The sequence below is a fragment of the Pseudoalteromonas agarivorans genome (assembly GCF_024518735.1).
In the GTDB taxonomy this organism is placed as follows: domain Bacteria; phylum Pseudomonadota; class Gammaproteobacteria; order Enterobacterales; family Alteromonadaceae; genus Pseudoalteromonas; species Pseudoalteromonas atlantica.
Genome location: NZ_JANIGJ010000002.1, coordinates 96,517 through 123,283 on the forward strand (window position 1 = coordinate 96,517; position 26,767 = coordinate 123,283).

Below are 26,767 nucleotides of genomic sequence, written 5' to 3' on the forward strand. Positions count from 1 at the left end.
GTTACTGTGCGGTCCAACCGCCATCAATTTTAATACTTGTACCGGTGATCATTGCTGAAAGGCCGCTTAGTAAAAACACACAAGCATTGGCAATATCATCGGTTTGGGCAATTTTTTTCAGTGGGATCATGTCGTAAACAAACTGCTTAAACGTCGCATCTTCTAGCATGGGTTTGGTCATTGGGGTTTCTACAAAGGTGGGGGCTACGGTGTTCACGCGCACATTTTTATCGGCAAGTTCAACCGCCATTGCTTTGCTCAACCCCTCTACCGCATGTTTGCTCATGCAATACAAAGTACGTTTAGGTGAACCTACAAACCCCATTTGCGACGACATATTAACCACCGCCCCAGCGCCAGAATTTATTAGCGCTGGCAGTGCCGCTTGGCTAATTTTGTAAACGCTGCGAATATTCATCGCAATTACGTCATCAATATTTTCATCTGTTTGCTCAAGCATGGGCGCAACCCGATTTATACCAGCGTTATTTAACAGCCCATCAAGTGTTTTTAGCGCCTTTAAACGCTCAAAAAAAGCATCGCTATTTATATCTAGCGGCCAAATTTCTATTTGCTCAGGCGCGTATTGCTGCAGTGTTTGTAAATCACTGAGGGTACGTGCTACTGCAATAACTTGAGCCCCTGCATCTACGCATTTTTCTACGCATGCTTTACCAATACCTTTGCCTGCACCTGTCACTAAAATGGTTTTACCCACTAAAAGCGTTTTATCAAATCCCATTTGTTCACCTAAATTCTATATTGCATTCGAAGTCATTATTAATTAGAGTGCAGTTAGATGCAAGACATTATTTAACCAATACGTCTCATCAAATGTGTATATAACAACGACTCACTAAGGACACTAGCAATGATAAAGCATTTAAAAAAGGGTCAACCAATTGACTCAAAACAAAAACAAAATCAATCAGTAAGAGATATTGTAGAGAATATTTTAGCGCATGTTGAAACCGAAGGTGACGCAGCCATTCGTGAGTACTCTGAAAAGTTCGACAACTGGACTCCGGAGTCTTTCAAACTTTCAGAAGACGAAATTAAAGCCTGCTATACACAACTTGATGAGCAATTAATTAACGATATTAAGTGGGCGCAAAGCCAAGTACGTAATTTTGCACAAATACAACGTGACTCAATGAAAGACGTAGAGGTAGAAACTCTTCCGGGCGTAACCCTTGGTCATAAACATATCGCTATGGATAGCGTAGGCTGCTATGTGCCAGGTGGTAAATACCCGCTATTAGCCTCTGCGCACATGAGCGTATTAACCGCTAAAGTAGCGGGTGTTAAACGCGTAATAGCCATGGCTCCACCGTTTAATGGCAAGCCATCACCTGAAATTGTAGTCGCGATGGATATGGCCGGAGCAGATGAAATTTATTGTTTAGGCGGCGTGCAAGCGGTAGCTGCAATGGCAATTGGTACACAAACTATTGCGCCGGTAGATATGATAGTTGGCCCAGGTAACGCGTTTGTGGCAGAAGCAAAACGTCAGCTATTTGGCCGTGTTGGTATTGATTTATTTGCCGGGCCTACCGAAACCCTCGTTATTGCCGATGACAGTGTAGATGGCGAGCTATGTGCGGCAGATTTACTCGGCCAAGCAGAGCACGGCCCGACTTCACCGGCTATTTTACTCACCAACTCAGAACAACTAGCTAAAGATACAATCGCTGAGGTGCAAAGGCAGCTTACTATTTTACCTACCGCCGATATTGCAGGCGTAGCATGGGAGGATCACGGTGAGGTAATTGTATGTGACACCTACGAAGAAATGCTGCAAGTTGCCAACGACTTAGCGTTTGAACACGTGCAAGTGATGACCAGCAATACCGATTACTTTAAAGAGAACATGCAAAACTTTGGCGCTTTATTTTTAGGTCCGCAAACTAATGTTTCGTATGGTGATAAATGCATTGGTACAAATCATACACTACCCACAGGTAAAGCTGCGCGTTATACTGGCGGACTATGGGTAGGTAAATTCATAAAAACATGTACTTTTCAGCAAGTAACAGAGCAAGCCTCGGTGGTTGTTGGTGAGTATTGTTCACGATTATGTGCTGCAGAAGGGTTCGCAGGCCACAAAGAACAAGCAGACATTCGTGTAAGACGATATAGGAAGTAAATCTTGAAGCAAAAAAGAGTCACCTCATACGATGTTGCCCGTGTAGCGGGCGTATCGCAATCGGCGGTATCACGTGTTTTTAGACCCGGTTTTAGTGTGTCTAAAAAAACCCGTGAAAAAGTAATCGCAACGGCCAATGAAATGGGCTATCGCCCAAATGCTATTGCCCGTATGTTGATCACCAAACAATCGGGGATGGTTGCGGTTATATTGTCATCGCAAGCAAACCTGAATTACCCAGAGGTGCTTTCTGAGCTAAACAGAGAGCTGGCACTGCACAATAAACGTGTGCTGCTCTTTACACTTGATAACGCAGAAGAGCTAGATGAATTACTCGAAAACATATGGACCTTTCAGGTTGATGGTGTAATTGCCCTAGCTGCTCACTTTGATAGTAAAAGCTTAAACTTATTTGCTAAACACAGTACGCCTATTGTGCTTTATAACCGCCATGTGCCTGAGTCGAATGCAAACACCGTTTGCTGTAACCACGACAAAGGCATTAAACAGTTAATTGATTTATTACACGAAGCTAACCATAAATCGTATTTAATTATCTCCGGCCCTACCGACTCAGATGTTGCAAACGAGCGCAGAGAAATAGCCGAAAATTATTTACAAACCCTAGGCGTTAAAGACACGCCGGTTATTTATGGTGATTATGGGTATAAATCGGCACGCGACGCACTTAAAAAATGGTTAAAAAAACACCCCAAGCCCGATGCCATAATATGCAGTAATGACGCTATGGCAATTGGCGTAATTGATGAACTAAAAGAAAACTTTTGCATTAAAGTGCCCGACGACATGTCGGTTGTAGGATTTGATGGTATTAATGCCTCTTCGTGGTACAACTATCAAATAACCACAGTACAACAGCCAATGAAACAGCTTACTAAAGCCGCTGTTGATATTTTAATGGAGCGCATTGAAAACCCTCAAGCGGCTGCAGAAGTTCGGGTATTTACTGGTTCATTAATTGAAGGGAACTCTATTAAAAAACGTTAAATTAAGGAATTTTTGTGGCCAAAAATCCTGTTTATATTTTACCTGGTACACTATGTAATCACCGCATGTTTGCAGCGCAAATTAACGCACTGCAAAATGCAGGTTATACACCGAGCGTAATACCCTTCACCGAGCAATCTAGCATTTTGCAAATGGTAGAACTTTGCAAAAAAATTGTACAAGAGCCGGGCCCATTTATAGGTTTTTCCATGGGCGGAATTGTTGCGCTTGCCCTGTTAAAATCAAACCCTGAGCTTGTTACCTCCTTGTGTTTAATGTCGAGCAATTATTTAGCCGATAAACCTGAGCGCCCTGCAATTAGGCTCAAACAAATTGAACACGCCAAAAGCACCAGTTTAGAAGCCCTGCTTAAACGTGACTTTTTGCCGCACTACTTTTACCAACCAAGTAAAGCCTATGAAGAGACCGTACTTATCATGGCAAACGATCTGGGTATTAACGCCTTTAGCGCCCAGCTGAGTGCACTTGCCACCCGCGAAGATACGTTAAGCGTAATAAAGCAAAGTACAAAAAAACTACTCATTATTGGGGGCGAGCATGACCCGTTATGCCCGGCAAGTGTTCAGCAAAGTATGCATGAAGCAGCGCCTAATAGTGACCTTGTACTGCTTGGTCATTGCGCTCACTTTGCCCCGCTTGAACGAAGTAATACGGTAAACGCAATTTTATTAGACTGGTTGGAGTCTTTATCATGAATTTAAAGCAAAAGTTAAATGCAAAACAACTACTGCTAGGTACTTTTATTAAAAGCACGCATTATCATAATACAGAAGTATTGGCTCACACTAACCTTGATGTTCTGTGCCTTGATGCAGAGCATGCGCCATTTGATAGAGGCGATTTAGATAGCTGCATAATGGCAGCACGTACTAAAAATATGCCCACGCTTATACGTGTTAGTAATGCAGACCACGCCACTTTATTAAGTAGCTTAGATATAGCCGCAGATGGCCTTGTGCTGCCGCATATAAAAACCCCCGAACAAGCAAAAGCAATTATTAAAAACTGCTTTTATGGCAATAACGGCCGAGGCTATGCCGGTTCAAGCCGCTTTGCTGGTTACACAACCCATGCCCTAACCGATAACCTAGCAAGCAATAAGTCATCAACCTGTATTATTGCGCAAATAGAAGATGCCGATGCACTGGATAACATAGAGCAACTGTGCCAAATAGATGAAATAGACTGCATTTTTATAGGCCGTATGGATTTAACGATTTCCCTTGGCGAAACCAACCCAAGTGCCCCTATTGTACTTGAGGCAGTTACTAAAATAGCCAAGGCAGCGGCTAAATATAATAAATGCTGTGGCATGTTTGTAGGTAATTTGAGCGAGCTGAGCCATTGGCAATCATTAGGCGTGAGCTTTTATTTATTAGGCTCAGATCACAGCTTTTTATTAAGTGGCGCTAAGCAATTGCGAGACCAATTTGAAACAGCAACAGGAGCCCAAAACAATGAACATTCATAATAAAAATAAAGCGTTAATACACGACTTTAGACAGGCTCTGTATAACTTTGATATAAACGCCTTGCATACACAAATTAATACCGTGTTTAGCGATGACGCGCTCATTCAGCTGTGTTACCCGTTTGAAACACTTGCCAACCCTAATGCACTTATTGAGCAAGTTTATTTACCGCTTAGCGAGGCATTTGTAGGCTTAGAGCGCCGCGATACAATCGTTATGGCAGGTAGCTCAATTAACGACTCAGACTGGGTAGGTTGTTGCGGTTATTATACCGGTTCGTTTGAAAAGCCATGGCTTGATATCCCCCCTACTGGGCACCAAGTTAGCATGCGTTTTCATGAATTTTACCGTATTAAAAATAACAAAGTGGTAGAAGTACAAGCTATTTGGGATATTCCCGAAGTAATGATGCAAGCTAAAGTATGGCCGCTTTCGGTAAGCTTAGGGAAAGAGTGGCATGTACCAGGCCCTGCAACGCAAGATGGATTAATCACAAACGCATACAATGAAGAGCACGCAGCACAAAGCTTAAAACTTGTGGGCGACATGTGTGAGCACCTTGGTTTTTATGCCAAAGGCGGTATAGAGGCCATGAAGCTTGAGCAATTTTGGCACCCGCACTGTAGCTGGTATGGGCCAAGTACCATAGGCACTGCACGAGGTATAAAAGGGTTTAGAAACTGGCATCAAATTCCGTTTTTAAATGCCCTCCCAAACCGAGTAGGTGATGCAAGTAAAGGCTATTTATTTGCCGATGAAAACTATGTTGGCTTTACCGCATGGCCGGGTATGAGCATGACTATTAGTAATGATGGTTGGTTAGGTATTGCGCCCGCAAATCAGCAAATAACCATGCGTAGTCTCGACTTTTGGCGCGCCGAGAATAACTTAATTCGCGAAAACTGGGTATTAATAGATATTCTTGATGTCTACCATCAAATTGGGGTAGATGTATTCGCACGCATGAAAGAGCTTACCAAAGCGCGCTATTTAAACTTTGCGCCCTAGGGCGTATAAACAAAAAAAGCTCTGTAAAACAGAGCTTTTTTATTACTTAAATAGACTATGCGCCAGGGTTCGCAATACTTTGCGTGCGCTTTAAAATATCTAGGCCTTGTTGTTTTAACCAATAAGGAATATCAATAATGACCCAGTTTTCTACCAGTTTATCGCCCTCACGGTGATACACATCCACCACGCGCATATCTGCTGGGGTATTAGCACCCGGTAGGCCTAAAAAGCCCCCAATGGCCGTGTTAGTTAAGTTAGGCCAGCCAAAAAAGCAGGCAAACTCATCTTCAGCAAACCGGCAAATATGGCCGTTAAATACTTTACCCGTTAGCCCTTCTCTAAACGGATACATGTGCTGCTGCTGATAACGCTTAATAGTGTAAGTAGCGCCAATGCCTGCTGGGCCATACCACACCATGTTTTCATCCCAGGTTTTACCAAGCACTTCGGGCGGGCACGTATCAACGCCACTTTTATTAAGCGCGGTTAGGTTATCAATCATTTGATTTACCAGCGCCATTGTTTTTTCGCTTTGCTCGTCGCTACTTTTACCTAAACGAATACCATCGTGCGTACGCGGCCCAGGATACGTAAAATATTGCCCGGTTGAGAGCGGCAGCGGATTTAAACCTACTTGCATCATAAGGCCAATAATATCGACAAAAAAACCGGTCTGAATTATTTTTCCGTCTTTAACACAGTTAAATTCGGCATAGCGCAAAGTGGCCAGTTTATGGGTTGGCGCAATACCTAGCCAATCTTTATCAAATAAGCCCATAAAATGGCCCATGCTCATCACCCACTGGCCACCGTCGGCTTCGCTTTGCCCTGCAATAAAAATATCCTCACGGCGCTGCAGCGCACTAAACGAGCTAAATAATGGCTGCCAAACTTGGGCAATTACATCATTAGCGCACTCAAGCTCATTAAACGGATGCACCCCTTTAAAGCTGTATTCACTGGCCATAAACTCATTAAATACGGCTTGTAAATCATTGCCTTGTGCTTTTTCTAGTGCAGTATGGAATTGACGAACTAGTTGTTTATCTTTAAGTATATCTGCCATGATTATTCCTCATTGTTTGCGCAGTCAAATTAATGTCTTCAAACCGCCGTTAAACACACTTTAACAAAATGTATTGCATTTAAAGAGTAATTAAAAGCCTGTGAATAGTAAGTTATAAATTGCTTTAAAATAATACTAATGAGAATTGACTTCGAAGTCAAAGTGATTCATGATGATTCAAAATAAAAAATACAAATAGGCTCTCAAGCCCGTAAAACCTAATCTAACAGGATTAATTATGAATGATTTTGGATTGTTGAATTGGAGCATTCTCATCGGGTACATAATTGCCAACCTAATACTTGGGTTTGTAATTAGTAAAAAGATCAGTAGTGCTAACGACTTTTACATAGGTCGAAAAACAACACCTTGGTGGGCTATTGGTATATCGGTTGTTGCTACTTATGTAAGTGCGCTCACCTTTTTAGGTGCGCCAGCGTGGTCTTACAAAGAGGGACTCTCGGTTATTGCCATACACCTTAACTACCCACTGGTTATTGTGGCGGTGGTGTGTTTGTTTTTTCCGTTTTTTTACAACGCGGGTGTGGCCTCTATTTACGAATACCAAGAGCGCCGCTTTGGTAAAAAGGCCCGCTTACTTATCTCTACTATTTGGTTAATATCGCAAACTATGGGTTCAGCCGCAGTGCTGTATGCAACCTCCTTAGTGTTGGCCTTTATTATCGATATAAATGTTATAACTGCGATATTTTTAGTTACCATAATCGCCCTTATTTATACCATGCTAGGTGGCATAACCGCCGTTATATGGACCGATGTAATTCAGTCAGCCATCTTATTTATAGGGGCTGGTATTATTATGTATGCCCTTATTACCTCTATGGATGGTTCATTTAGCTCAACTCTGAGCGAGCTAAAAAGCCAAGGTAAATTAGACCCACTTAATTTCTCGCTCGACTTTACCCAAGTAACTACCGTGTGGTCTGGCGTGCTGGCTATGTCGCTGTATCACATTACGGTGTATGGCACTAACCAAATGATGGTGCAACGCACCCTTGCCGCTAAAAATATTGGCGATGCTAAAAAATCCTACTTACTAATGGGCTTTATCGCGTTCTTTATTTACTTGTTTTTTATATTTATGGGCGTGCTGTTTTATAGCTACTACGGCGGGCGCACTTTTGAAAACGACAACTTAATTATTTTACAGTTTGCAGCTGATTATGGCTTACCAGGGTTAATGGGTATTATTGCCGCTGCGGTAATGGCAGCATCTATGTCGAGCCTCGACTCAGCACTTAACTCACTTTCAACCATAAGTACTATCGATTTTTATAAAAAGTACTTTGCGCCTGAAAAAAACGACGCTCACTATTTAAATGTTACTCGCTTATTTACGCTAGGTTGGGCGGTGATCATTATTATTCCGGCCATTATGTATCACCTATACAGCGAAGGCTCAATTTTAGAAATACTCACTAAAGTAGGCTCGTACTTTGTAGGTGCTCAGCTTGGCATGTTTGCCCTTGGGTTTTTCTCTAAGCACACCACCGAAAAAGGCTTATTAATAGGCACTTTAGTGTCGTTTATTACCGTTGCGGTGTGCGCACTGTTTACCGACATTGCATGGCCATGGTACTGCGCCATAGGGGCAATAACCTGCCTTGTATTTAGCATTGCGTTAAGTATTGCATTTGATGGCTATCAAGAGGATTACAACGAATACACCATTAAAGGTCAGTTAAAAGCATTTAAAGATGAAAAACGTCCAGAAAAAGAAAACGGCTGGTACTTAATTCCGGGTAAGTTTGACTCAATCAATTACTGGTTACTTGGCTTTTTTGTACTGAGCTTTGCCTCTCTTATGTTATTTGAATATTTTGTGTAAGGTGAAATAAATGAATATTTTAGAACAGCTTTTCGAAAACTTCAGCGCTGCAGAATTGCCAAATCAAGCATTGCTTGCAGACTCCGTTCAATGGCAGGTAAGCCACCCTTTTGAGCCTATTAGCACAAAGCAAAATGTGATTAATGACTACTTTGGCGTACTTAAACATTCGTTACCTGACATAGAGCGCAAACCGTTTATCTCTATCCAGGGCGACTACAAAGGTGAGCAATGGGTGTGTGCAACAGGGTATTTTACCGGCACATTTACACAGCCTTTATTGGGTATTCCTGCCAGCGGCAAAAGTGTGTTTATTCGCTACAGCGAAATGGCGCAAATAGAAAACAACCAAGTGGTTAATGTTTACACATTTTTAGATTTAATTGATGTAATGAACCAAGTAGGCGTAAACCCATTACGCCCAAGCTTAGGTTACCCAGGTTTAGTTATGCCCCCCACCACACTTGATGGCGTACCAACAGGTGATAAAAACGAAACGCTTAGCAAAACCAACGAGCAACTTGTAGTTGATATGCTCACAGAGCTTGGCCGCTATGACGGTAAAGACTTATACAGCATTAATTTAGAAAAATACTGGCACCCAGACTTTATTTGGTATGGCCCAGCAGGCATTGGTACAACCCGCGGAATTAGCGGCTTTAGAGAGCACCATCAAGGGCCGTTTTTAAAAGGCTTTCCTGATCGCGGTATTAATAAAACACTGTGTTTAGTAAGTCACGATAACTTTGTTGCTACCGGCGGCTGGCCTCACATGTATGGCACCCATACCGGTGAAGACTGGTTAGGTTTACCGCCTTCTGGCAATAAGCTGTTCCCGCGTGTCATGGACTTTTGGCGCTGCGAAAACGGCATATTAAAAGAAAACTGGGTCGCTATTGATATCCCTCATTTATTAGATGGAATGGGCATTGATATTTTTGAGCAAATGCAACGCAAAATAGCCGCAGCTAATTAAGAGGTGAGCATGAACAAGCACAATAATATGACCCAACCTTACTGGCTGCCGTTATCGAGCGTGTTAAACCCGCAAGGTAACAAACAACAGCCTTTAATCGGTTTTGATGACGAATTTGTTGATATCGTTGATTACATTTTACGCATAACGCACCGTATTTGGGAACAAAAAAACATTGGCTTATGCTATCGCTATTACGCCGATGTATGCCCTGTTTTTACCCTTGGCGCCTATGGCGAAAACATAGAAGATGTTATTCAAGGCACCCTTAAAACTATTGCCGCCTTCCCCGACAGAAGCCTAATTGGCGAAAACGTGGTGTTTTCAGAAGAAGCCAACGAGCACTATTACTCATCACATTTAATTAGTAGTGTAATGACCAACACAGGTAACTCTGAGTTTGGCCCAGCAACACATAAAACAGGGCGTGTTACAACCATTGCCGACTGCGTATGCTTTGAAAACAAAATAGTTAAAGAGTGGCTAGTGCGCGACAACGGTTTTTTAGTTAAGCAGCTTGGCTTAAACATTATTAATGTAGCCAAACACATGGCAAACATTCCGAGTAAAGAAAAACACACGCAGTGGCTAAACGATGAATTTAACCGTGTAATTGCCATAGATCACCGCGTTGCAAGTACGCCCATTGTAGAGGGTGAGCTTGCGGCATTTGCCCATACTTGGTTAGACACGCTATTTAATCAAAAACAGTTTGCTAAAGTGCACGAATTTTACAGTTTAACGGCCACACAGCAATGGCCTAGCGGCAGAATGGCCACCGGACTTGCACAAATTAACGGCATATTTATACAATTTTTTGCAACCTGCCCCGACGCCAAATTAACGATTGATCATATAGCTATTACCCCATTTGACGAAACCACAACAGATGTAGCGATACGCTGGTCGCTAGCCGGCCACTTTAATCCGCAAAATAGCGAGCTAAGTGAGCTTAAACAGCAGCCTTACTTTATTTTAGGCGCATCGCATTTGCGTATTAAAAACAAAAAAATCATCGAAGAGATCACCGTTTTTGATGAAGTAGCACTTTATGCAAACTTATTTAAAGCACATGCATTAGTCAACAAATCACTGTGGGAGGAAAATGCATGATCAACGCTATTATCGATTTATACACTAAAGCCGACATTGAAGGCCTAAGCAGCAAGTTGCTTCGCAGTAGCCGTTGGCAGCAGCACCACTTTACCGCCATGGGTGCTTTGCAGGCGCAGCCTTTGTGGCTTAGCTTTTTAGCTCAATATGGTCTGTCTGAGTGTGTATCGCACACTCATAGTGTAGGCGCAGAACGTGAAACCCTACAGCTGGTTTTACAGCCTAAAAAGCTTAAAAACCCAGTGCGTTTAACGTTTGTAATAAAACACAACGGGACTTTTATTAAGTCAGTAAAATGTGTGGTTGATACGTTGTCGCTAGCGAATAACGAGTATGTAAATACAACGGTAAATAACAGCTCGGTTATTCCTAAACTACCAAAAAGTGACCCGATTATTGTTAGCGATTTAGATAACCAGCTGCACCCTACTACTTTTCATGCAACCCCCAGCGCTATTTGCGAGCTGCCCTCTCACACTGCTCGTACTTTAGATAACTGGTGGCAAATTTGGCAAACTAACAACCTGGCTCAGTTTGAAACCCTTTATACTCCAAGCGCTACGGCTGTACTTGCAGGTAACACACAGCCACAACCTATTAGCGCGCTGCTTGATTGCCACTTAGATTTTACGCAATCGCTAAGCAGACGCTATGCCCAGCTAGAAACCGTTGAGTATGACAGTACGCAAAACCAAGCCACCCTATGCTGGACTCTCGATGGCAGCTTTAATGCTAAAAACGTACGTGTACGTCAGCAAATAATTAGCGTTATTAGCATCAGCGATAATCAAATAACCCACGAAGTAATGCAATTCGACACGCTGGCACTTAACCAGCAGTTTGCATTATAAGGTCACCTTTTCCACTTCCCTTCAAGCGCTCACTGAGCGCTTTTTTTATAGATGGCCTTTGTAGCAACCTGTAATCATACTTAAGCAATTTTTACCTTGTTAATGACTCGCTTTTATAACTCAAAATAGCTCACTTAATTAAGCGATTGGGTATTACTTATTTAAAAAATAACGCTTTAAAATAGTTAAAGGCAGTAAATAAAGTATCAGCCTCGCCTTACTAAAGCCCGAGTATCCAACCAACAGCCAAGCCCCCCATTGTAAGTTACGCACTTATGGCTTAAATACACGTATGCATTTAGCAAACTTAAATTAAGGTCAGGTAAGAGGGGTTAAGCTTACAATCTAAAGCCAATAAAAGCGCACTTAATAAATGCCAGCTAAGGTGGGGGAAATACAATAGTAAAGTTAAATAGTAGCTAACTGAAGCTAACTGAAGCTAACTAACAAGCTTAAAATAAAAAAAGCCAGCTAATAAATAGCTGGCTGAAAGTAATGACCGTAGCGGCCATTTTAGGAAATTCTAAAACTGATATTTTAAGCTTGCGCCCCACGTACGTGGGTTGTTCCAGTTAGCTTGTACTGAGTTTGCAGGTAAGCCATCAACGATTTGTGAGTGCACTACACCACGGGTTAAAATCGCTTTATCACCAATGTTTTTAACGTACGCTTCTACTTGCACACTGTCGTTAATGTACCAAGTTAAACGTGCATCAGCCATTAAGTGTGCATCTACTTGCACCTCTGGGATGTTCGTATCAAACGCGTAGTAATCGTCTAAGTAATTTAGTTGAATGTACGGTACTAAGTACGAATCCCCCCCTAAGCTAAACTCATAACGAGCTGAAAAACCTACACTGTACTCAGGTGCCATAGCTGGGCTCCAGCCTTCAAAACTAAACTGACTAGAGCTGTCGTTTATATCTTGGCGACCTTCTAAGTTACCTAATGCTAATAATGGGCGTAGTTGCTCATTACCTACTGCATAGCCATCAGCAAATTCGCTATCAAGCAGAGATAAAGTACCGGTTAGTGTTAGGTTATCAATTGGCACCCATTGAATATCAGCTTCTAGGCCCACAGTTTCTACATCGCCGCCGTTTTCGTAGTATTCAAAGGTGGTAGCAGTACCTGCTGCAACACACTCTAAAACAGTATCGCCAGTGGTCGTATCGTTACATGAGGTTGCAAATAACTGTGCTTTTACATCTTCGTATTCGTTCATAAATACCGAAAGATTTAAACGCATTGCGCCATCAAGCAAATAGCTTTTCATACCCATTTCGTAAGAGATAACATCTTCGTTATCGTAAAGTGGGTCAGCACCGCGAGCTACAACGCGCGAATCGTTTGCGCCACCGGTTCTGTAGCCTGTCGCTACACTTGCATACACCATAATATCGTTATTAATGTCGTACTCGGCAGCCGCTTTATAAAGCAGTGCTGAGTCATCCCAATCTGGTATTGTATCGCCGGTAAATGTTTTGTCGTCTTGGTTTACACGCAACCCACCTACTACGCGCAAATCTTCTGTTACTTGGTAGCGTAATTGCCCATACGCCGCAATAGATTTAGCCGTATGCGGGTCGTAATCTGGGTTCCCCCACGAAGGCACTACAACAGAGTCTGATACACCATCGCCTGTGGTATCTGCATGCGATAACCAGCTCCAATCTGCTTCTTGGTCAAAGTAGTAAAGACCACCAATCCACGAAAAATCACCCTCATCGTTAGATGAAAATTGTAGCTCAGATGAAAGTGTTTTTTGGTCATCCTCACGACCAAAACCACCTACAAAATCAATGCCACCGTCGCTGTAGTCGTTATCGTAATATTGCTTACCACTAAGCGTTGAGTAGTTGGTGGTCCATTTAATATCAGCAAAGTCGGTATACCATTCAAGTGCTAATGTGGTCGAAAAGCTTTCTTGCTTATCAAGTGAAAAACCATTGCGGTATACATCATACGGGCCAAGGTCTTCGTGCTGTGCATCACTTGGCTGATAAATATGCCCCTCGGTTATTGTAGGCGTGGTGTTAAATACACCCGACCCCGGCGAGGTTTCTTCAATTTGGTAGCCAGCTATTTGTTGGTAACCCCAAATAGCTTCTGAGTTTGAGTCTTTACGAGAGTAATCAAAGCGCACTGTGGCATTAAACTTTTCGTTTGGCTCCCACTTAGTAACGTTACGCATATAAAACTGGTTTTTCTCGCGCAAGTCATCTGAAGGGCCTGGAACAACTAAATTATTGATATAACCATCGTGACGATCAGAGGCCACTACAAAACGGGTTGCCACGGTGTCGCTTACTGGAATATTTATAATTCCTTCGTAAGCGCTGCGGTTATAACTGCCTGTTTCAACTTTTATACTCCCCAGTAAATCGTCAAAAACAGGTTGATTAGTAATAATATTAATACTGCCCGCAAACGTGTTTCGGCCATATAACGTACCTTGCGGCCCGCGTAATACCTCAATGCGTTGAACATCCACCAGCGCGCCTAAGCCCGATGAGGTAGTCGGCACATAAATACCATCTTGAAATATACCTACAATTTGCTCAGCAATACCGGTGCCTGCTACACCTACTTCGTTGGTGCGAGCGCCACGCATAGCGGGTCTAACTTCACCACCCGACGACCCCATACGTAAGCCTGGTACCACTTGTTCAAGACCCGTAACATCAATAATACCAGCGCGGGCAATGTCCCCTTCCCCTAATGCTGTTATTGATGATGATACTTCCTGTAGGTCTTGTGAGCGACGGTTTGCCGTTACCGCTATACGCTCTATCGCGGGCTCTGCGGTTTGTTCTTGTGCTTGTGCTTGTTCTGGCTCTTGCGCAGCATGTGCGTTCATTGTGGTTGCTGCAATAGCGGTGGTTACAGCAAAGTGAACGAGAGTCCGTGTAAATTTAGCTTTCATTATAGTTATTCTCCCCAGTATAAAACGTATTTAGTTCTCCCCAAACCTACATTTTCAATTATTACAGTAAACAAGTTGTATCAATTGAAAATGCATGGTTCTAAAATAGACTTCGAAGTCAAAAAGATCAACAACTTTTTGCTCGAATAATAACCTTATAGAAATTAACCTAAATAAAACAATATATTAAAATGAAAATAAAGTGATTTCGAAACACAAAAAAGCCAGTAATAATTTATTACTGGCTCTATGTAAGCGATTGTTTAATTTAAAATTTCAATGCTATATTTTAGCAAAATGCACAAACTTACACTTTTACTTAAACCTTAAAATACATTATTGAAAAATGCCTAAAAGTTATAGCCTACCCTTACACCATAAGTGCGAGGATTAGCATAATCGGCCGCAGCCACATTACCACCAAAGCGGACTGTCCTAAGTAGTATAAGCTCATCTCCTGCGTTTTGAACATACGCACGTACAGACCACTCATTATCTGCCGAATACCATGCAAGGCTAGCATCGTACTTTTGGTAACTTTCTTGAGTACCAAATGAAAAAGGCAAATCGTTGGTTGTATACGAATCCGATAATTGAATACTGGTAGCAGGCACAACGCGGCCTTTATCACCTAAATCAAACTCATAACTGGCCAATAGTGTAATATTGTATTTAGGGCTTAGCTGCACGTCATTACCATCTAGTTGCAGTAAGTTATCCACGCCATTAATGGTCTCTCCACCCTCTTCAAATACATTTGGCGTAACAAAGTCGCCATACGTTGAGTCTGTAAACGCGGCGCGTGCCCCTAGGCGCAATGCATCACTTGCCTGCCAATCAATTTCTAACTCAAGACCTGCAGCATCAATTTCCCCGGCATTACCAAAAAACGACACCGCCGTACCACCCACGTTTTGAAAACGAGTAGAAAGTAGGTCCTCGTACTGGTTGTAATATAAAGAAGCGTTAAATCTTAATGAATTATCAAGCAGCATGCTTTTAAAGCCAAGCTCGTAAGCTGTTACTGTTTGCTCATCGTAGCTATCTTCGCCATTAAAAGCGCCCTGTGCGTTACCCGCTAAAAAGCCTGTAGAAACTGTAGCATAAAGCAGTTGAGAACTTGCTAAATCGTGCTCAAGACCTAGCTTCCAGGTTACTTTACTCCAATCATCGTCTGCGTTATCAACCTCAAGTACAGAAAAATCGAGCGTGCTTAAGTTATCTGGGTTTTGGCCGTAAATATCCCACTCACGGCTGTCATTTGTATACCTAATGCCGGCTATACCGCGTGTATCATCATTAAATGTGTAATTACCTTGAAAGTAGGCGGCAGCTGATCTTGTTTCTAACTGAATTTGATTTAACCACGACGCGTACTGAAATTCTTGGGGTTGCGTTGTATCTGGCACATTATCAACCACAGCCCCATAGCTGCCATTTAAAAATGCGTTGTCTAAATCTTCTGAGAGCAAATAAATACCCGCTACCCATTCAAAGTCGCTTTCATACGTTGAGCTAACCTGCACTTCTAACGAGTTTGTTTTTGATTCAATCGCATTGCCATCAACCGTGGTTGCATAAGTCGAAAAATCACCATCAGTAAGGCGCGTTTCTTCGTAATCCATTGAGGCTGCAATCACTTTCAAATCTACCGACTCTAATGACCAGTTAAGCTCTGCACTAATGCTTACATCACTTACATCACGCGATGGTTTATAGTCAAACTGCTGAGTAAATGGGTCTGACGATACCGCCTGTGCGGTATCAAGCCCAGGTGTTGCAGCGTTATCTAAACCTGCGCCAAAGCGGCCACAATTACTGCCACACACATCGTCACGACCAATTCGCTCAGTTAATGGTGCCGACAAACTTGTTTTACCCGTTGCAGGATTTATAGGAACGCCTAAAATATGGTAGCCAAAAGCACCGCCGCCATTTGATTCATCCTGCCACGTTTCTACTTTTACATTTAAATTTATATCGTCGTTAATTTCAGTAAAAACTTGGCCACGTAAAAAATACATATCAGCATCTTTTAAGCCTGCATCTTCATTAAATGTATTTTCAACGTAGGGATCTCTTATTTCTCGAACGCCAGTAAATCGCACCGCGGTATCATCAGTAAGCGCTGCATTAAAAAAGCCCTCACCACGTAAATGACCATAATTACCAAATGTAACGGCCATACCGCCTTCGGTAATATCTAGCTCTGGTTTTTTAGCTATAACATCAATCGCACCACCAAATGAGTTACGACCAAACAATGTACCTTGTGGCCCGCGCAATACTTCAACACGCTCTAAATCAACAAACCCAGCAAGCGCCTGCCCGTGACGAGGACGATAAACACCGTTAGAATAAAACGCGATGGCAACATCGTTAGCCTCTACTTGCTCTGTTCTAGCACCGCGCATAGCTGGGCGAGCATCACTGCCCGACACACCCGACTTTAACCCTGGCGCTAAGCTATCAAGGTTTAAGATATCAGTAACGCCATTTTCTAGTAAATCTTTAGCAGATACAGCGGTCACAGCCAACGGCACTGATTGAATACTTTTAACACGCTTAGTAGAGGTAACCGAAATAACCTCCAACTCTTTGTTAGGGTTTAACTTTGCCTCTTGCGAGTATACCGAGGCTGAGCCCAATATCGCCGTGTTTACTGCAGCAAAAATAAGTGTTTTACGTAAAATATGTGCGGCCATGAGATTAATTCTCCACCTGTTGATATAAGTTATTTTATTAAGCATTTAAGGGCTAAATAACCCGTAACCGAATTTTAAGTATTTATAATGATTTAAAGCGCGATTTAAATGCCTATTTTTTCGACTTATAAAAACTATCGCTTTTTGCATTCGAATGCAATAAAGATTATGTAAAAGTTTTACATGTTCATAACACTAAAAACGAAGCAGCGTATTTAAATAAAAATAATCCCTTTAAAATTATAAAGTTAATTTACAAGTTTATTCTTTAAAGCACTGGTTTGATCTGTTTAATTTAACAATAACAACCAAAGAAAGAAGTATGGTAGAGAAAATACAGATTAAAAGACTCCGAAGTCCAAGGGGGTGTGTAATCACATTTAAAGTAGGCACCTAACCGACTAATAATTAAGTGCCCACTGTCTCTAAAGGTTAGACCGTAAGTGTGTAGCTGACATATAATCACATGTAGAATAACAACAGCTAATAACTATTCTCATAATTAGTTTTGTGTCTTTTTGCTTAAGTTTTCAATTAAGTCTTGTGCGCTATAGCTGTTGTCGCTGGGTTTAATACCTTTGCCCATTTTAATGTCAATCAGGGTGTGTACTTCTTTTCGTTTATCATTGTTGCTCACTTGTACGCCTACGCTATTGCTCGGGCGTACGCGTGTTTCGCAGGTTAATAAACCGCAGTTTCGCTCATATTGCTGGCTGTGTGATGCACTAATAGATGACGCGGGCGCTTGCGATTTAGACTCAACAAAGGTTTCTTTATTTGTTACAACAAACCAGTCGTAGCCCTGCGCTTGGGTAAGTTCAGCCGCGCGTAACAATGCATAGTCACCGGCATCGGCTACGTTGTTTGACACACTTTTAAACTCGACGCGGTATTGATCGTCACTAATTTTTTGCTCGCTATAACCTTGTGAGCCATTATTAGCTGGGCGGTAGTCGGGTTTAGATGCGCAACCCGCCATAAGTAAAATACTGATAATTAAAATAAATGTTTTCATTATTCACCTCGTTTTATAAAAACTATTATTGGTTTAACTGCCACTTTGCACTAATTGCTTGCTGCTCTTGCGCTCTATCTAGTGGTGCGCCGCTGATCATGCTATCTATAACAGCATCTAACTCACTGTTATTAGACGCCGTTTGATATTGCGCGCCATAATCACTTTGCTGCGCGGCTGTTTGCGCTTTTATTTGCCAGCCGCTTTGCGTTTTACAAGCAATGCTTGTTTGCGTGGTATTGTTTGAGCTTAGCGCATACTGCCTACAAAGCTCACCTTGCTGATTTTTAAAGCTAAGCTGCGCGCTAAATACTGAGCCATCACTTTGCTTATACTCACCACTACTTAGCTGTGTATTAAGTGCTGATGCTATGTTACTAGCTACTAAATTTTGCGACTCATTGGGTTGTAAATAACTAGTCATTGCAATACCAAATACCACGGCAATGCTTGCAGCGATTGCTAAGCTTTTATTAGCCGACTGCTTAACCCTTTGCCAAGGCGTTAACGCCACTACATTGCTATTTAACGTGTTTTTTGTCGTTGTTGTATCAAGCTTTGCAACCGTTTTAGCTAATGAGTCACTAAGTGGTGCGTCGTCAATACTTGCTGCGTGCTCTTTTACTAACATGTCTACTTCGCTTAGCTCTGCAAGTCGCATTACTAGCTCATCATCGGTTTCAAGGGCTTTACGCACTTGCTCCATTTCGTGCTCGCTTAGCTCTGAGTCTAAAAAGGCGCTAAGTGTTTCGTCGTTAATGTTCATACTTGCTCCTTTTTAAAGTCGGGTTTTATTAAATTATAAAGTGTACTGCGTGCGCGCGATAATTTACTCATTACACTGCCTATAGGTATATCGAGTGTATGTGCTACCTCTTTATAAGCCATGCCCTGCACTGCCACCAGCGATACTATGGCGCGTTGCTCTTCGGGTAATTGCCCAAGTGCTGTATTTACATTTTTAAGCATTTGTTTATTTTCGAGTGTTTGGTGTTCATTGCTTGTAATTGGCTCTGGTAAAACATCGGCCTGAGCCGTATTTTGTCTTACCTTGCGCGAGCGGTATTCGTCTATCCACACATTGCGGCAAATTTTAAACGCCCATTTAGCAGGCTCAACGTCATCCGGAATGCCTTTTACTAATAGTTTTTCAATTGTTATTTGCACTACATCGTCTGCATCTGCTTTACTACCCGTTAGCGAATAGGCAAAGCGCCTAAGCATGGGCAATAAGGTTTTTAGAGTTTCGTTCATTGATTTTTACCCCTTTTATAAAGAAGACGATTCAAAAAAACATTTATTCCCAAATAATCAAAATAATTTGAATAATGAAATATTTCTATGTGTTAAACGTTAACTAACCAGCATGATAAATTTAATAGAAGTAACCCACTATGAATATTAAAAACACACGCGTTAAACACATAATAGCCGCTTCGCTTTGCATATTTAGCGCAACGAGCTCTGCCAATATAGTGAGAGTCGATCAAGTGCTTGAGCAGTTAAACCCAATAGAGCAGCGTATTGAGCAAACTATAGAGCGCGCACAGCGCCTGCCACTTCCGGTGCCTGTACCACAAGTTTCGATTGATGAACTAAAAGCGAAAATTAATGAGCCAATTAGCAGCTTACCCAATGTGCTTAACATTAATATAAATAGCCAAAACACCGCATTTGTTGAAGTAGAGCTAGAAAACGGCTTTAGAGCAATAGAGCGCCAATGGTTATTAATGGCAAATAGCCAACAACTTAATACCCTAAAACAGCAAAATGTAACCATTGTATCGGTAAAAAATTACAACGCACTTAACATGAGCTTAGTGCGCTTTAACGTGCCCCAAGGTGTTAATTCTAAAAGTGAGTTATTAAAAGCGCTTAACTTAGATGAGTCTGCAATACTTGACCGAAACCACATATACCAAGCGCAAACAGGCGAGCCTACCGAAAAAGTAACACCAAATAACTCTATTGCCCCCTACTGCACACAAAGCGTAAAAATTGGCATGATCGACAGCGCCATTAATACCAAACACAGTGCTTTTGAAGGTGCAAATATCACTACGCAAAGCTTTTTACCACAAGGGTTAAGCTCGCCAAATTTACACGGCACCGCCATTGCAGGGCTAATTACAGGTAAAGGCGCAAAACTTAGCCCGCTTTTAGGCAATGCCAAGCTTTACAGTGCCGAGGTGTTTTATAGACAATCTGAATATGCTCAAGGGGCTACATTATTTGCCATAGTAGAAGCACTTAACTGGTTAGTAAGTAATAAAATACCCGTAATTAATATGAGCCTAACGGGGCCAAATAACGCAATTTTAGAAGCAAGTATTACTGCAGCAATAAAACAAAAGGTATTAATTGTAGCCGCTGCGGGTAACCAAGGGCCGGCGTCGCAGCCGTTATACCCAGCTGCGTATAAAAGCGTGATAGCGGTAAGTGCTATTGATGCAAATAACCAAATTTATAGATGGTCAAATAAAGGCGATTACATAGACTTTGCAGCCCTTGGTGTAAATGTTGTTACAAGCCAAGGCAATGGAAAATTTGGAAGGGAGTCGGGTACGTCAATGGCGGCGCCGCATGTAAGCGCGGCATTAAGTTGTTTATTGTTAAAACATGGTAATAATAAAACCAAAGCACTAAACGAGCTTACATCGCTGGCCGTCGACTTAGGCGAGCAAGGCAAAGATACCACCTTTGGTTATGGCGCCATTTACCCACCTAAAAGTGCACTTTAGCTGACGCCGATAAAACCGATTGCGTATAGGTATTGCTACTAAGCTTTGATTGATAATCGCCGTATTCAGCCTCGGCTATGAGTGTTACGTGCTCAAATAAAGCTAGGTTATAAAACGCATTAACGACATTTCTGTGCTCATCTCGCGACGGTATTTGCTCAAAAAAATCATCCGTTGTTTGCTCATCGTAATCTTTATTTCGATAACGCCAACCTGCCCCCACTTTGTTAGCCATATTAAAGGCCGTAAATTTGTGCGTAACTTTAGTAGTAAAACCGTAGCCGTTAAAGTCGTATTGGTTGTCGTCGGCGTTTTCTTTATCGGCACTTAGCGCTGCCATTAGCATGGTTTGGCCGTTATTTATAAAATGATAAAGCGCTACATCCCCACCTACGCCGTCGGCATTACGTGCTTTTGCAGTAGCAAAACGTTTAGCTTTGGTTTTTACACTCATACGCAAATACGTATGCGGGTTTAAAAAATGGCCATAGTAGGCGCTGGCTTGATTAAAATGTAAAAATGTATCGCCATCTACATTTGCTTTTGCACCGTCGTAACGAACCCCTACCTCATGGCTATTAAAGCTGTAGCTACCATCTAAACCATATTGATGCAGGTCTAAATCGTATTGATCAAATTCATCGTAGTCTTGTTGTTCAAACTTATAGCTTGAGGCTAATTTAGCGCTTTTGGTTACTTGCCATTTTGCATTAACACCGGCTGCGGTTTTTATGCCGCTGTCGCTTTGCGAGGAAATATCGTCAAGCTCTTGAACAGAGAGCGCCGAGTTACTTAATACCCCAACTTCAGCATCAGCATTTAGCTCAAAGCTACTTTTAAAGGGCTTATTTTGCTCAGCTGTTTTAACGTGGTTGGTTTGTGCAAGCACCGCTTGGGCACTAAAAACACACAAAGTGGCGGTTATAACTGCTTTCATATTTATTCTCCAACAGGCCGAATAGGTTTCCCCATTCGGCATTTGTGCAAGCACTTGGCGTATTAAAGCCCTAGGTCTAAATCGTTAGTAATGTTGGTTACTACTTCACTTGCGGTGCTAAGTGCTACATCGTTACTAATTTGATCAGTGACCGCTGCACTCACCTGCCCGCTAACACTTTGCTGTACCGTGCTTTGTAAACTACTAACCGTACTGTCTTGCACACTGGCAATTAAAGATTGCTGAACACTGCTTACTACTTCATTACTGGTATTAATTGCATCAACCATTTGCAGTGCAGAGCTTACTGAGTTTGCAGCCGTATTAGTAATTGCTAATTGGTTTGTAAGCTCACCCGCATTAAGCGCATTAGTTGCATCAGCTTGTGTAACTGAATCGGTAGCGCTGCCCACATTTGAAAGTAAAGAGGCATCGGCTGGTGTATCGGTAGAGTCTGGCTGAGTGCCTTGCTCAGAGGCAACAGAAAGTAATGACGACTGGCTCACAGCGGTTGTTAAATTACCCGCCGATGAGGTTAACTGCGCTGTTGCATCGAGCGCTGTATTGGCTGTGGTATTGCCTGTGGCATTCAAAGACGAGGCCGATGCATTTAATGCATTATTTAAAGATCCGCTTGCAGATGCAACTAATGTATTTGCAGGCTCTGCGGCCTCACTGCTTTCTTGCGCTGGAGTTTGCGTGTTATTCACCGTTGGATCTGTGTTTTGCGAATCATCAGCCGTTACTTGTGTATCGTTAGATACGTTTGACTCGTTGCTACCACTGGCTGTTAAACCATTTTGTGAAAGCGCAATAGATGTAGATGTTTGTTGCTGCGCCGACGTTGACTGAGATAGTTCAATATCAGCGGCGTGCACTGCACCTGTAAAAGTACACACACCGCTTAACATCATTACGCTTACAATTTTATTTAATTTAGTCATTGTTTTGTCCTCTAGTTTGTCGGATTGACATAAAGAAGACGATTTACAAAAACACTTTATTCCAAAAATAATTAAAAATTATAATAACGTTACTTAATTATTTAAGTTTCATACTCTTAAATATAAATTACTCGTTTATTGCGTTAGCGTTTCACTGTTTTGGATCAGCAATAACAGCTCGGCAGTGGCGGTAGCATCGGCCAATGCGCGGTGATGGCTGGTTAAATTTAAATTAAAATGCGCGCTGAGGTTACCAAGCGAATACGACTTTAAGCCTTTAAACGCTCTGCGCGATTCAACCACGGTGCACATTTTTGGCATTTTAAAAAAGTGCCCTGCAACCTCGCATTCTTTTTTAATAAAACCGTAATCAAAGTTCACGTTATGGGCTACAAAAATACTGCCTGCAAGTTTATCTAGTAGTGGCTGTGCTATATCGGCAAATACAGGCGCGTTGCAAACCATGTCATCGCTTATGCCGGTTAGCTTAGTAATAAAGCTTGGGATATGGCGCTGCGGATTAATAAGAGTCGTCCAGGTATCAATTACTTTACCGTGCTGCACTTTAACAATGCCAATTTCGGTAATGCGGTTACCGCCTTTTAAGCCGCCCGTGGTTTCTATATCAACCACGCTGTAAATACGGTTAGGGTCTACAAACCACTTAACTGCAGCAATATGTACTGTAAAACCCACATTTTTTAAATTATCAATGGTGGTTAATTGGTTGCGCCTAAGCTTATCGCCTGGGGCTTTTACCTCTTCAAAATGTACTTGGCCATTATTAATAACCATTAAGTCGGGGTAGCCGTCTTTTAGCTGTAAATAGTGTTTACTCATTGCCGTTAAGTGCGCAATTAACGCTTCAAGCGGGCTGTTTAAAATAAGTGCCTCTAGTGGCTCTAATAAATTGCTGCGCCATCTAAATAAACCATTGGGCTGCTCAAAATATTGCGCGGCATGTTTACATACCAAATTAAGCAGCGCCTGATTAGTGCCGCAGCTTTTTAAACGTGCGTCAATTTGCGTGCTTTGTGCTTCATAAAAATTACCAAGCTGCAAAACTTGCGGGTAAATATCAAATTCATTACACGGTGGGTAAGGCGATTCAATAAATAACTCGTGCCAAAATACTAAGCCAAATAAGCTTTGCCATAAGGTGTTTTCGGTATTAAAAACCGTTAACCCTTTTGCACTGTAATGCTCATTTACGCCTTGCTCTACATCGCCTCGGTAAATTTCGTCAATTTCAAGCACACACTGGGTGTCGGCCAACATAGTACTTAAGCGCGAACGCGTTTGTTTATTAAACTTACGCATTAAAAAGTCATCAGCGAAGTACAGTAAATCGTCGGTGAGCGGGTTTTCTATAATTTGCTCTAGCTGCGCTTTAACCCACGCTTTATTACCTAGGCGGTATTGCTCTCTTATTTGAATTTCTTGTGCTTCGGCGTAATCGGTGCAGCCTTCAAGTAGGCTAAAGGCAAGTTCGCTATCGGTATTTTTAAGTTGTTTGTACAGCCTAACCAGCAATTTATTTTTAATATCGTGCGCTTGTGCACCGTGCGCCGGTTGCACTAATACTAAATGCGCAAGCTCGGTGTAAGGGGTTTTGTCATCAAAGGTTTCATCTTTTGTATTACCGGCTGTTTTGCCGATGTTTTTAAACGCTAAACGGTAACGATTTAAAACGTAATTAGATTGCGCCTCAGCGAGTGTATTAAAGCGTGACAAGCTCTCGCTGTGCCCTTCGCGGGTAGCGGTTAACCCTAAATCGCGCATAACAAAGCGGTTTTGGTGGTTTACATCGCCACTACTTAAGCGCCCTGCAAATAAAAACTCAAAATACTCGTAATAATCTTCACGGTTATTTATCACATATTGGCTATATAAAGGGGCTAAATCATCTGCGCGCTCACTAAAAAATTGGCACGCAATAGTGACCAAATCCCCTTTAGCTGCGCTTTTCTTAAAGCTTACTTGCTCACTGTAATTACTGAGTAACTCCACCAGCATGGGCTTAGTTAAATGCGCTATAAGCTGCTTGTAATGCTGTGCGTTTGGCTCATATAAAATACCCGCTGTTTTTAGCGTATAAATAGCCTGATGCGGCGAAGTTATTTCTTCATAATTGAGCGATTGCGCCTGCACTAAATAAGGCTTGCGCGAATACACACGCGCCAACATGCATTGGCTTTGCTCATCTAGTTGGTTAATTTTACTAATAAATTCACTATGTTTAGGCTCAAGTAAATGCATACATTTACTTGTTACAAACTCAATAAGCTCTCTAAAATGCGCTAAATAGTATTTTGCTGGTAATTCTTTTTTCATAACATCGCCACAACTGTATATAAAAACAGTATCTAGCATTTGTGCTTATTATTCAATCTTAAACTTGTAACTAAAACACGCTATAGTGAGCGTATAAAAGTAAATTTATTAAAAATAAAGGACTTACCATGAGCGCGCACCCATACGATGTTTTATCACTTAATAACGGCGCAAATATTATTTTTACGCCTTGCCCTGGTACAAAAACGCAAAACCTAGCGGATTCAATCGCTACATTAAAAGCCACTGGCACTCACATGCTACTATCGCTTATGCCACAAAAGGAGCTTGAAAAAAACAACGTACAAACAATTAATAGTGAGTGCAATAAGCACGATATAACTTGGTTTCATTTACCTATAAATGACGACGAAGCACCCAAACAGCCTTTTACATCAAGCTGGAACACCCACAAAACAGACATACTACAAGCCATACAGCAAAAACAAACCATGGCCATACATTGCAAAGGCGGCACTGGCCGCACAGGGTTGGTTGCTGCGCTTATTTTAAATTCGGCAGGTTACACAAAAGATGAGGTATATAGCTTAGTACAAGGTATTCGCCCTAAAGCACTGACTATAGAGCTGCAAAAAGAATACTTTAATAACTTTGAGGTGTGAGGGGAAAACAGGGGAATATGTTAAAGCTCATTCTTAGTTACCCTTGGTAAGCTTAGCCACTTATTAACGGTAACTAATCGTAATTATGTAAACCAAAAAACCTCCAAATAGGAATGAGCCAAAACCTGCAGGCCTAAATGTACTTTTAAATTTTTGAGCAGACCACACAGCAATTAAATACACCTAACTCTCCTAAAAACTAATGCCTGCATAGGGTAATACAGTCGGACTTGACTAAAGTTAGTTAAAGAGTAGTGAAACCAGGTACTTTACGCCTCTTAATACTGTTGCTATTAGACTCGCAAGCTCATGTAGTAGAAACGATCATCTTTTCTATCGACTGCAAATCCAATACGGCTATATAACTTAAATGCTGGGCTACGCTGAAATACTTTGAGGTCTATGAATTTGACGCTGTGTTGTCGAGCTATATCAACTACTTTAGCAATAACAAGAGCACCATAACCTTTGTTTTGAAAAATAGCTGCAATCTGAATATCGCGAAGTTGGCAACGCCCTTCATCAAACGATAAGCGCACGACACCTATGTGTTGCTCCTTACACAAAATATCAAAATTTTTAAGGTTTTTGGTAGCTTGATAAACGTCTTCTACATCCCAATCTACCGCATACATTTCGTAATAGGGTTTCATATTGTTAAACGTAAACTGTGCGGCAGCCTTTAAGTCTTCAGTAGCAACAATCTCTAGCATCCATCTAGCCTCAAAAAAGAATTAATACTCAATAAACTAATTAGCCACTTTAATTGAATAAGCTAAACTGCGCTATAAATTACGCGTGCTAATTGGTTAATTAGTTTTAACCAGCTTTCAGGGGATATATTCAACTTTTAATGTAAAAGAAAAAAGGTAATATCAATATGACCGCACAGCGTTGGTCGCTGCGCTTATTTTAAATTCGGCAGGTTACACAAAAGATGAGGTATACAGCTTAGTACAAGGTATTCGCCCTAAAGCACTGACTATAGCATTGCAAAAAGAGTACTTTGCAAGTTTTAGCAGGTAATAA

General features: G+C 41.7%; 22 protein-coding genes and 1 pseudogene. 12 read left to right on the forward strand and 11 right to left on the reverse strand.

All coding sequences use genetic code 11. The annotated features are described in order from the left end of the window. Nucleotide 1: 1 nt before the first annotated feature. Nucleotides 2–742, reverse strand: coding sequence for an SDR family NAD(P)-dependent oxidoreductase (locus tag NQT65_RS04795; protein WP_054982250.1), 741 nt, complete (start codon nt 740–742; stop codon nt 2–4). Nucleotides 743–871: 129 nt separating this feature from the next. On the opposite strand from NQT65_RS04795, the gene hisD reads away from it, so the two are divergent. Genes hisD through NQT65_RS04820 form a run of 5 tightly spaced genes read left to right on the forward strand, consistent with a single transcriptional unit; the run spans nt 872 to nt 5,655 of the window. Continuing rightward, entirely contained in the window at nt 872–2,146 is a 1,275-nt protein-coding gene (gene hisD, locus NQT65_RS04800; protein ID WP_024033719.1) for a histidinol dehydrogenase, read from the forward strand. Continuing rightward, the gene (locus NQT65_RS04805; protein ID WP_029772146.1) at nt 2,147–3,154 is read left to right on the forward strand and encodes a LacI family DNA-binding transcriptional regulator; all 1,008 of its coding nucleotides are present in this window, start codon (nt 2,147–2,149) and stop codon (nt 3,152–3,154) included. It begins immediately after the preceding gene. Nucleotides 3,155–3,168: 14 nt separating this feature from the next. Beyond that, nucleotides 3,169–3,870: an alpha/beta fold hydrolase gene (locus tag NQT65_RS04810; RefSeq protein ID WP_256850626.1), complete on the forward strand. Its 702-nt coding sequence runs from the start codon at nt 3,169–3,171 to the stop codon at nt 3,868–3,870. Beyond that, nucleotides 3,867–4,646, forward strand: coding sequence for an HpcH/HpaI aldolase family protein (locus NQT65_RS04815; RefSeq protein WP_256850627.1), 780 nt, complete (start codon nt 3,867–3,869; stop codon nt 4,644–4,646). Before NQT65_RS04810 ends, NQT65_RS04815 begins: the two co-directional genes overlap by 4 nt. Next, on the forward strand, nt 4,633–5,655 hold the full coding sequence (locus NQT65_RS04820) for an ester cyclase (RefSeq protein ID WP_138684582.1): 1,023 nt from the start codon (nt 4,633–4,635) through the stop codon (nt 5,653–5,655). The genes NQT65_RS04815 and NQT65_RS04820 overlap by 14 nt, the downstream gene beginning before the upstream one ends. A gap of 55 nt (nt 5,656–5,710) precedes the next feature. Here NQT65_RS04820 and NQT65_RS04825 read toward each other — a convergent pair whose 3' ends face one another. Further along, the gene (locus NQT65_RS04825) at nt 5,711–6,724 is read right to left on the reverse strand and encodes a nuclear transport factor 2 family protein (RefSeq protein ID WP_055255210.1); all 1,014 of its coding nucleotides are present in this window, start codon (nt 6,722–6,724) and stop codon (nt 5,711–5,713) included. Between the two features lie 238 nt (nt 6,725–6,962). Between NQT65_RS04825 and NQT65_RS04830 the strand changes: the two genes are divergently transcribed. Genes NQT65_RS04830 through NQT65_RS04845 form a run of 4 tightly spaced genes read left to right on the forward strand, consistent with a single transcriptional unit; the run spans nt 6,963 to nt 11,513 of the window. Then, nucleotides 6,963–8,573 carry a sodium:solute symporter family transporter gene (locus NQT65_RS04830; protein WP_024033725.1) on the forward strand — a complete coding sequence of 537 codons (1,611 nt, stop codon included), beginning with the start codon at nt 6,963–6,965 and terminating at the stop codon, nt 8,571–8,573. 10 nt (nt 8,574–8,583) lie between these two features. Then, complete coding sequence (locus NQT65_RS04835) at nt 8,584–9,549, forward strand: nuclear transport factor 2 family protein (RefSeq protein ID WP_054982244.1); 966 nt, start codon at nt 8,584–8,586, stop codon at nt 9,547–9,549. 9 nt (nt 9,550–9,558) lie between these two features. Further along, nucleotides 9,559–10,662: an ester cyclase gene (locus NQT65_RS04840; protein ID WP_256850628.1), complete on the forward strand. Its 1,104-nt coding sequence runs from the start codon at nt 9,559–9,561 to the stop codon at nt 10,660–10,662. Continuing rightward, nucleotides 10,659–11,513, forward strand: a complete 855-nt coding sequence (locus NQT65_RS04845; protein WP_256850629.1) for a nuclear transport factor 2 family protein — start codon at nt 10,659–10,661, stop codon at nt 11,511–11,513. The genes NQT65_RS04840 and NQT65_RS04845 overlap by 4 nt, the downstream gene beginning before the upstream one ends. 523 nt (nt 11,514–12,036) lie before the next feature. On the opposite strand, the gene NQT65_RS04850 is transcribed toward NQT65_RS04845, so the two are convergent. From NQT65_RS04850 to NQT65_RS04870, 5 genes are all read right to left on the reverse strand, one after another. Further along, nucleotides 12,037–14,439 (reverse strand): TonB-dependent receptor, encoded by a 2,403-nt coding sequence (locus NQT65_RS04850; protein ID WP_096041992.1) that lies wholly within the window; start codon nt 14,437–14,439, stop codon nt 12,037–12,039. A gap of 350 nt (nt 14,440–14,789) precedes the next feature. After that, complete coding sequence (locus tag NQT65_RS04855; protein WP_164521611.1) at nt 14,790–17,144, reverse strand: TonB-dependent receptor; 2,355 nt, start codon at nt 17,142–17,144, stop codon at nt 14,790–14,792. A 502-nt stretch (nt 17,145–17,646) separates the two neighbouring features. Then, on the reverse strand, nt 17,647–18,159 hold the full coding sequence (locus NQT65_RS04860) for a CC0125/CC1285 family lipoprotein (RefSeq protein WP_138684581.1): 513 nt from the start codon (nt 18,157–18,159) through the stop codon (nt 17,647–17,649). A 25-nt stretch (nt 18,160–18,184) separates the two neighbouring features. After that, on the reverse strand, nt 18,185–18,925 hold the full coding sequence (locus tag NQT65_RS04865; RefSeq protein WP_256850630.1) for an anti-sigma factor family protein: 741 nt from the start codon (nt 18,923–18,925) through the stop codon (nt 18,185–18,187). Further along, complete coding sequence (locus tag NQT65_RS04870; protein ID WP_054982238.1) at nt 18,922–19,413, reverse strand: RNA polymerase sigma factor; 492 nt, start codon at nt 19,411–19,413, stop codon at nt 18,922–18,924. Before NQT65_RS04870 ends, NQT65_RS04865 begins: the two co-directional genes overlap by 4 nt. A 140-nt stretch (nt 19,414–19,553) precedes the next feature. On the opposite strand from NQT65_RS04870, the gene NQT65_RS04875 reads away from it, so the two are divergent. Then, nucleotides 19,554–20,900 carry a S8 family serine peptidase gene (locus NQT65_RS04875; protein WP_256850631.1) on the forward strand — a complete coding sequence of 449 codons (1,347 nt, stop codon included), beginning with the start codon at nt 19,554–19,556 and terminating at the stop codon, nt 20,898–20,900. On the opposite strand, the gene NQT65_RS04880 is transcribed toward NQT65_RS04875, so the two are convergent. The 3 genes from NQT65_RS04880 to NQT65_RS04890 form a co-directional block, all read right to left on the reverse strand. Further along, nucleotides 20,884–21,837, reverse strand: a complete 954-nt coding sequence (locus NQT65_RS04880) for a hypothetical protein (RefSeq protein WP_256850632.1) — start codon at nt 21,835–21,837, stop codon at nt 20,884–20,886. The genes NQT65_RS04875 and NQT65_RS04880 overlap by 17 nt on opposite strands. Before the next feature lie 62 nt (nt 21,838–21,899). Next, the gene (locus tag NQT65_RS04885; protein ID WP_256850633.1) at nt 21,900–22,781 is read right to left on the reverse strand and encodes a hypothetical protein; all 882 of its coding nucleotides are present in this window, start codon (nt 22,779–22,781) and stop codon (nt 21,900–21,902) included. A 135-nt stretch (nt 22,782–22,916) separates the two neighbouring features. Then, nucleotides 22,917–25,154 (reverse strand): exonuclease domain-containing protein, encoded by a 2,238-nt coding sequence (locus tag NQT65_RS04890; RefSeq protein ID WP_256850634.1) that lies wholly within the window; start codon nt 25,152–25,154, stop codon nt 22,917–22,919. An 89-nt stretch (nt 25,155–25,243) separates the two neighbouring features. Between NQT65_RS04890 and NQT65_RS04895 the strand changes: the two genes are divergently transcribed. Beyond that, entirely contained in the window at nt 25,244–25,738 is a 495-nt protein-coding gene (locus NQT65_RS04895; protein ID WP_256850635.1) for a phosphatase domain-containing protein, read from the forward strand. A gap of 293 nt (nt 25,739–26,031) precedes the next feature. Here NQT65_RS04895 and NQT65_RS04900 read toward each other — a convergent pair whose 3' ends face one another. Continuing rightward, nucleotides 26,032–26,451, reverse strand: a complete 420-nt coding sequence (locus tag NQT65_RS04900; protein ID WP_138684575.1) for a GNAT family N-acetyltransferase — start codon at nt 26,449–26,451, stop codon at nt 26,032–26,034. A 172-nt stretch (nt 26,452–26,623) separates the two neighbouring features. On the opposite strand from NQT65_RS04900, the pseudogene NQT65_RS04905 reads away from it, so the two are divergent. Then, nucleotides 26,624–26,764: pseudogene (locus NQT65_RS04905) on the forward strand (protein phosphatase); the annotation flags it as partial. Nucleotides 26,765–26,767: the final 3 nt, after the last annotated feature.

What these genes read in the sequence shown, in the direction of transcription:
- hisD (WP_024033719.1), top strand. Translation starts at nt 872, where the DNA reads ATGATAAAGCATTTAAAAAAGGGTCAACCAATTGACTCAAAACAAAAA.
- NQT65_RS04865 (WP_256850630.1), bottom strand. Translation starts at nt 18,925, where the DNA reads ATGAACATTAACGACGAAACACTTAGCGCCTTTTTAGACTCAGAGCTA.
- NQT65_RS04855 (WP_164521611.1), bottom strand. Translation starts at nt 17,144, where the DNA reads ATGGCCGCACATATTTTACGTAAAACACTTATTTTTGCTGCAGTAAAC.
- NQT65_RS04845 (WP_256850629.1), top strand. Translation starts at nt 10,659, where the DNA reads ATGATCAACGCTATTATCGATTTATACACTAAAGCCGACATTGAAGGC.
- NQT65_RS04860 (WP_138684581.1), bottom strand. Translation starts at nt 18,159, where the DNA reads ATGAAAACATTTATTTTAATTATCAGTATTTTACTTATGGCGGGTTGC.
- NQT65_RS04870 (WP_054982238.1), bottom strand. Translation starts at nt 19,413, where the DNA reads ATGAACGAAACTCTAAAAACCTTATTGCCCATGCTTAGGCGCTTTGCC.
- NQT65_RS04875 (WP_256850631.1), top strand. Translation starts at nt 19,554, where the DNA reads ATGAATATTAAAAACACACGCGTTAAACACATAATAGCCGCTTCGCTT.
- NQT65_RS04830 (WP_024033725.1), top strand. Translation starts at nt 6,963, where the DNA reads ATGAATGATTTTGGATTGTTGAATTGGAGCATTCTCATCGGGTACATA.
- NQT65_RS04820 (WP_138684582.1), top strand. Translation starts at nt 4,633, where the DNA reads ATGAACATTCATAATAAAAATAAAGCGTTAATACACGACTTTAGACAG.
- NQT65_RS04835 (WP_054982244.1), top strand. Translation starts at nt 8,584, where the DNA reads ATGAATATTTTAGAACAGCTTTTCGAAAACTTCAGCGCTGCAGAATTG.
- NQT65_RS04815 (WP_256850627.1), top strand. Translation starts at nt 3,867, where the DNA reads ATGAATTTAAAGCAAAAGTTAAATGCAAAACAACTACTGCTAGGTACT.
- NQT65_RS04795 (WP_054982250.1), bottom strand. Translation starts at nt 742, where the DNA reads ATGGGATTTGATAAAACGCTTTTAGTGGGTAAAACCATTTTAGTGACA.
- NQT65_RS04840 (WP_256850628.1), top strand. Translation starts at nt 9,559, where the DNA reads ATGAACAAGCACAATAATATGACCCAACCTTACTGGCTGCCGTTATCG.
- NQT65_RS04890 (WP_256850634.1), bottom strand. Translation starts at nt 25,154, where the DNA reads ATGCTAGATACTGTTTTTATATACAGTTGTGGCGATGTTATGAAAAAA.
- NQT65_RS04885 (WP_256850633.1), bottom strand. Translation starts at nt 22,781, where the DNA reads ATGACTAAATTAAATAAAATTGTAAGCGTAATGATGTTAAGCGGTGTG.
- NQT65_RS04825 (WP_055255210.1), bottom strand. Translation starts at nt 6,724, where the DNA reads ATGGCAGATATACTTAAAGATAAACAACTAGTTCGTCAATTCCATACT.
- NQT65_RS04880 (WP_256850632.1), bottom strand. Translation starts at nt 21,837, where the DNA reads ATGAAAGCAGTTATAACCGCCACTTTGTGTGTTTTTAGTGCCCAAGCG.
- NQT65_RS04900 (WP_138684575.1), bottom strand. Translation starts at nt 26,451, where the DNA reads ATGCTAGAGATTGTTGCTACTGAAGACTTAAAGGCTGCCGCACAGTTT.
- NQT65_RS04850 (WP_096041992.1), bottom strand. Translation starts at nt 14,439, where the DNA reads ATGAAAGCTAAATTTACACGGACTCTCGTTCACTTTGCTGTAACCACC.
- NQT65_RS04895 (WP_256850635.1), top strand. Translation starts at nt 25,244, where the DNA reads ATGAGCGCGCACCCATACGATGTTTTATCACTTAATAACGGCGCAAAT.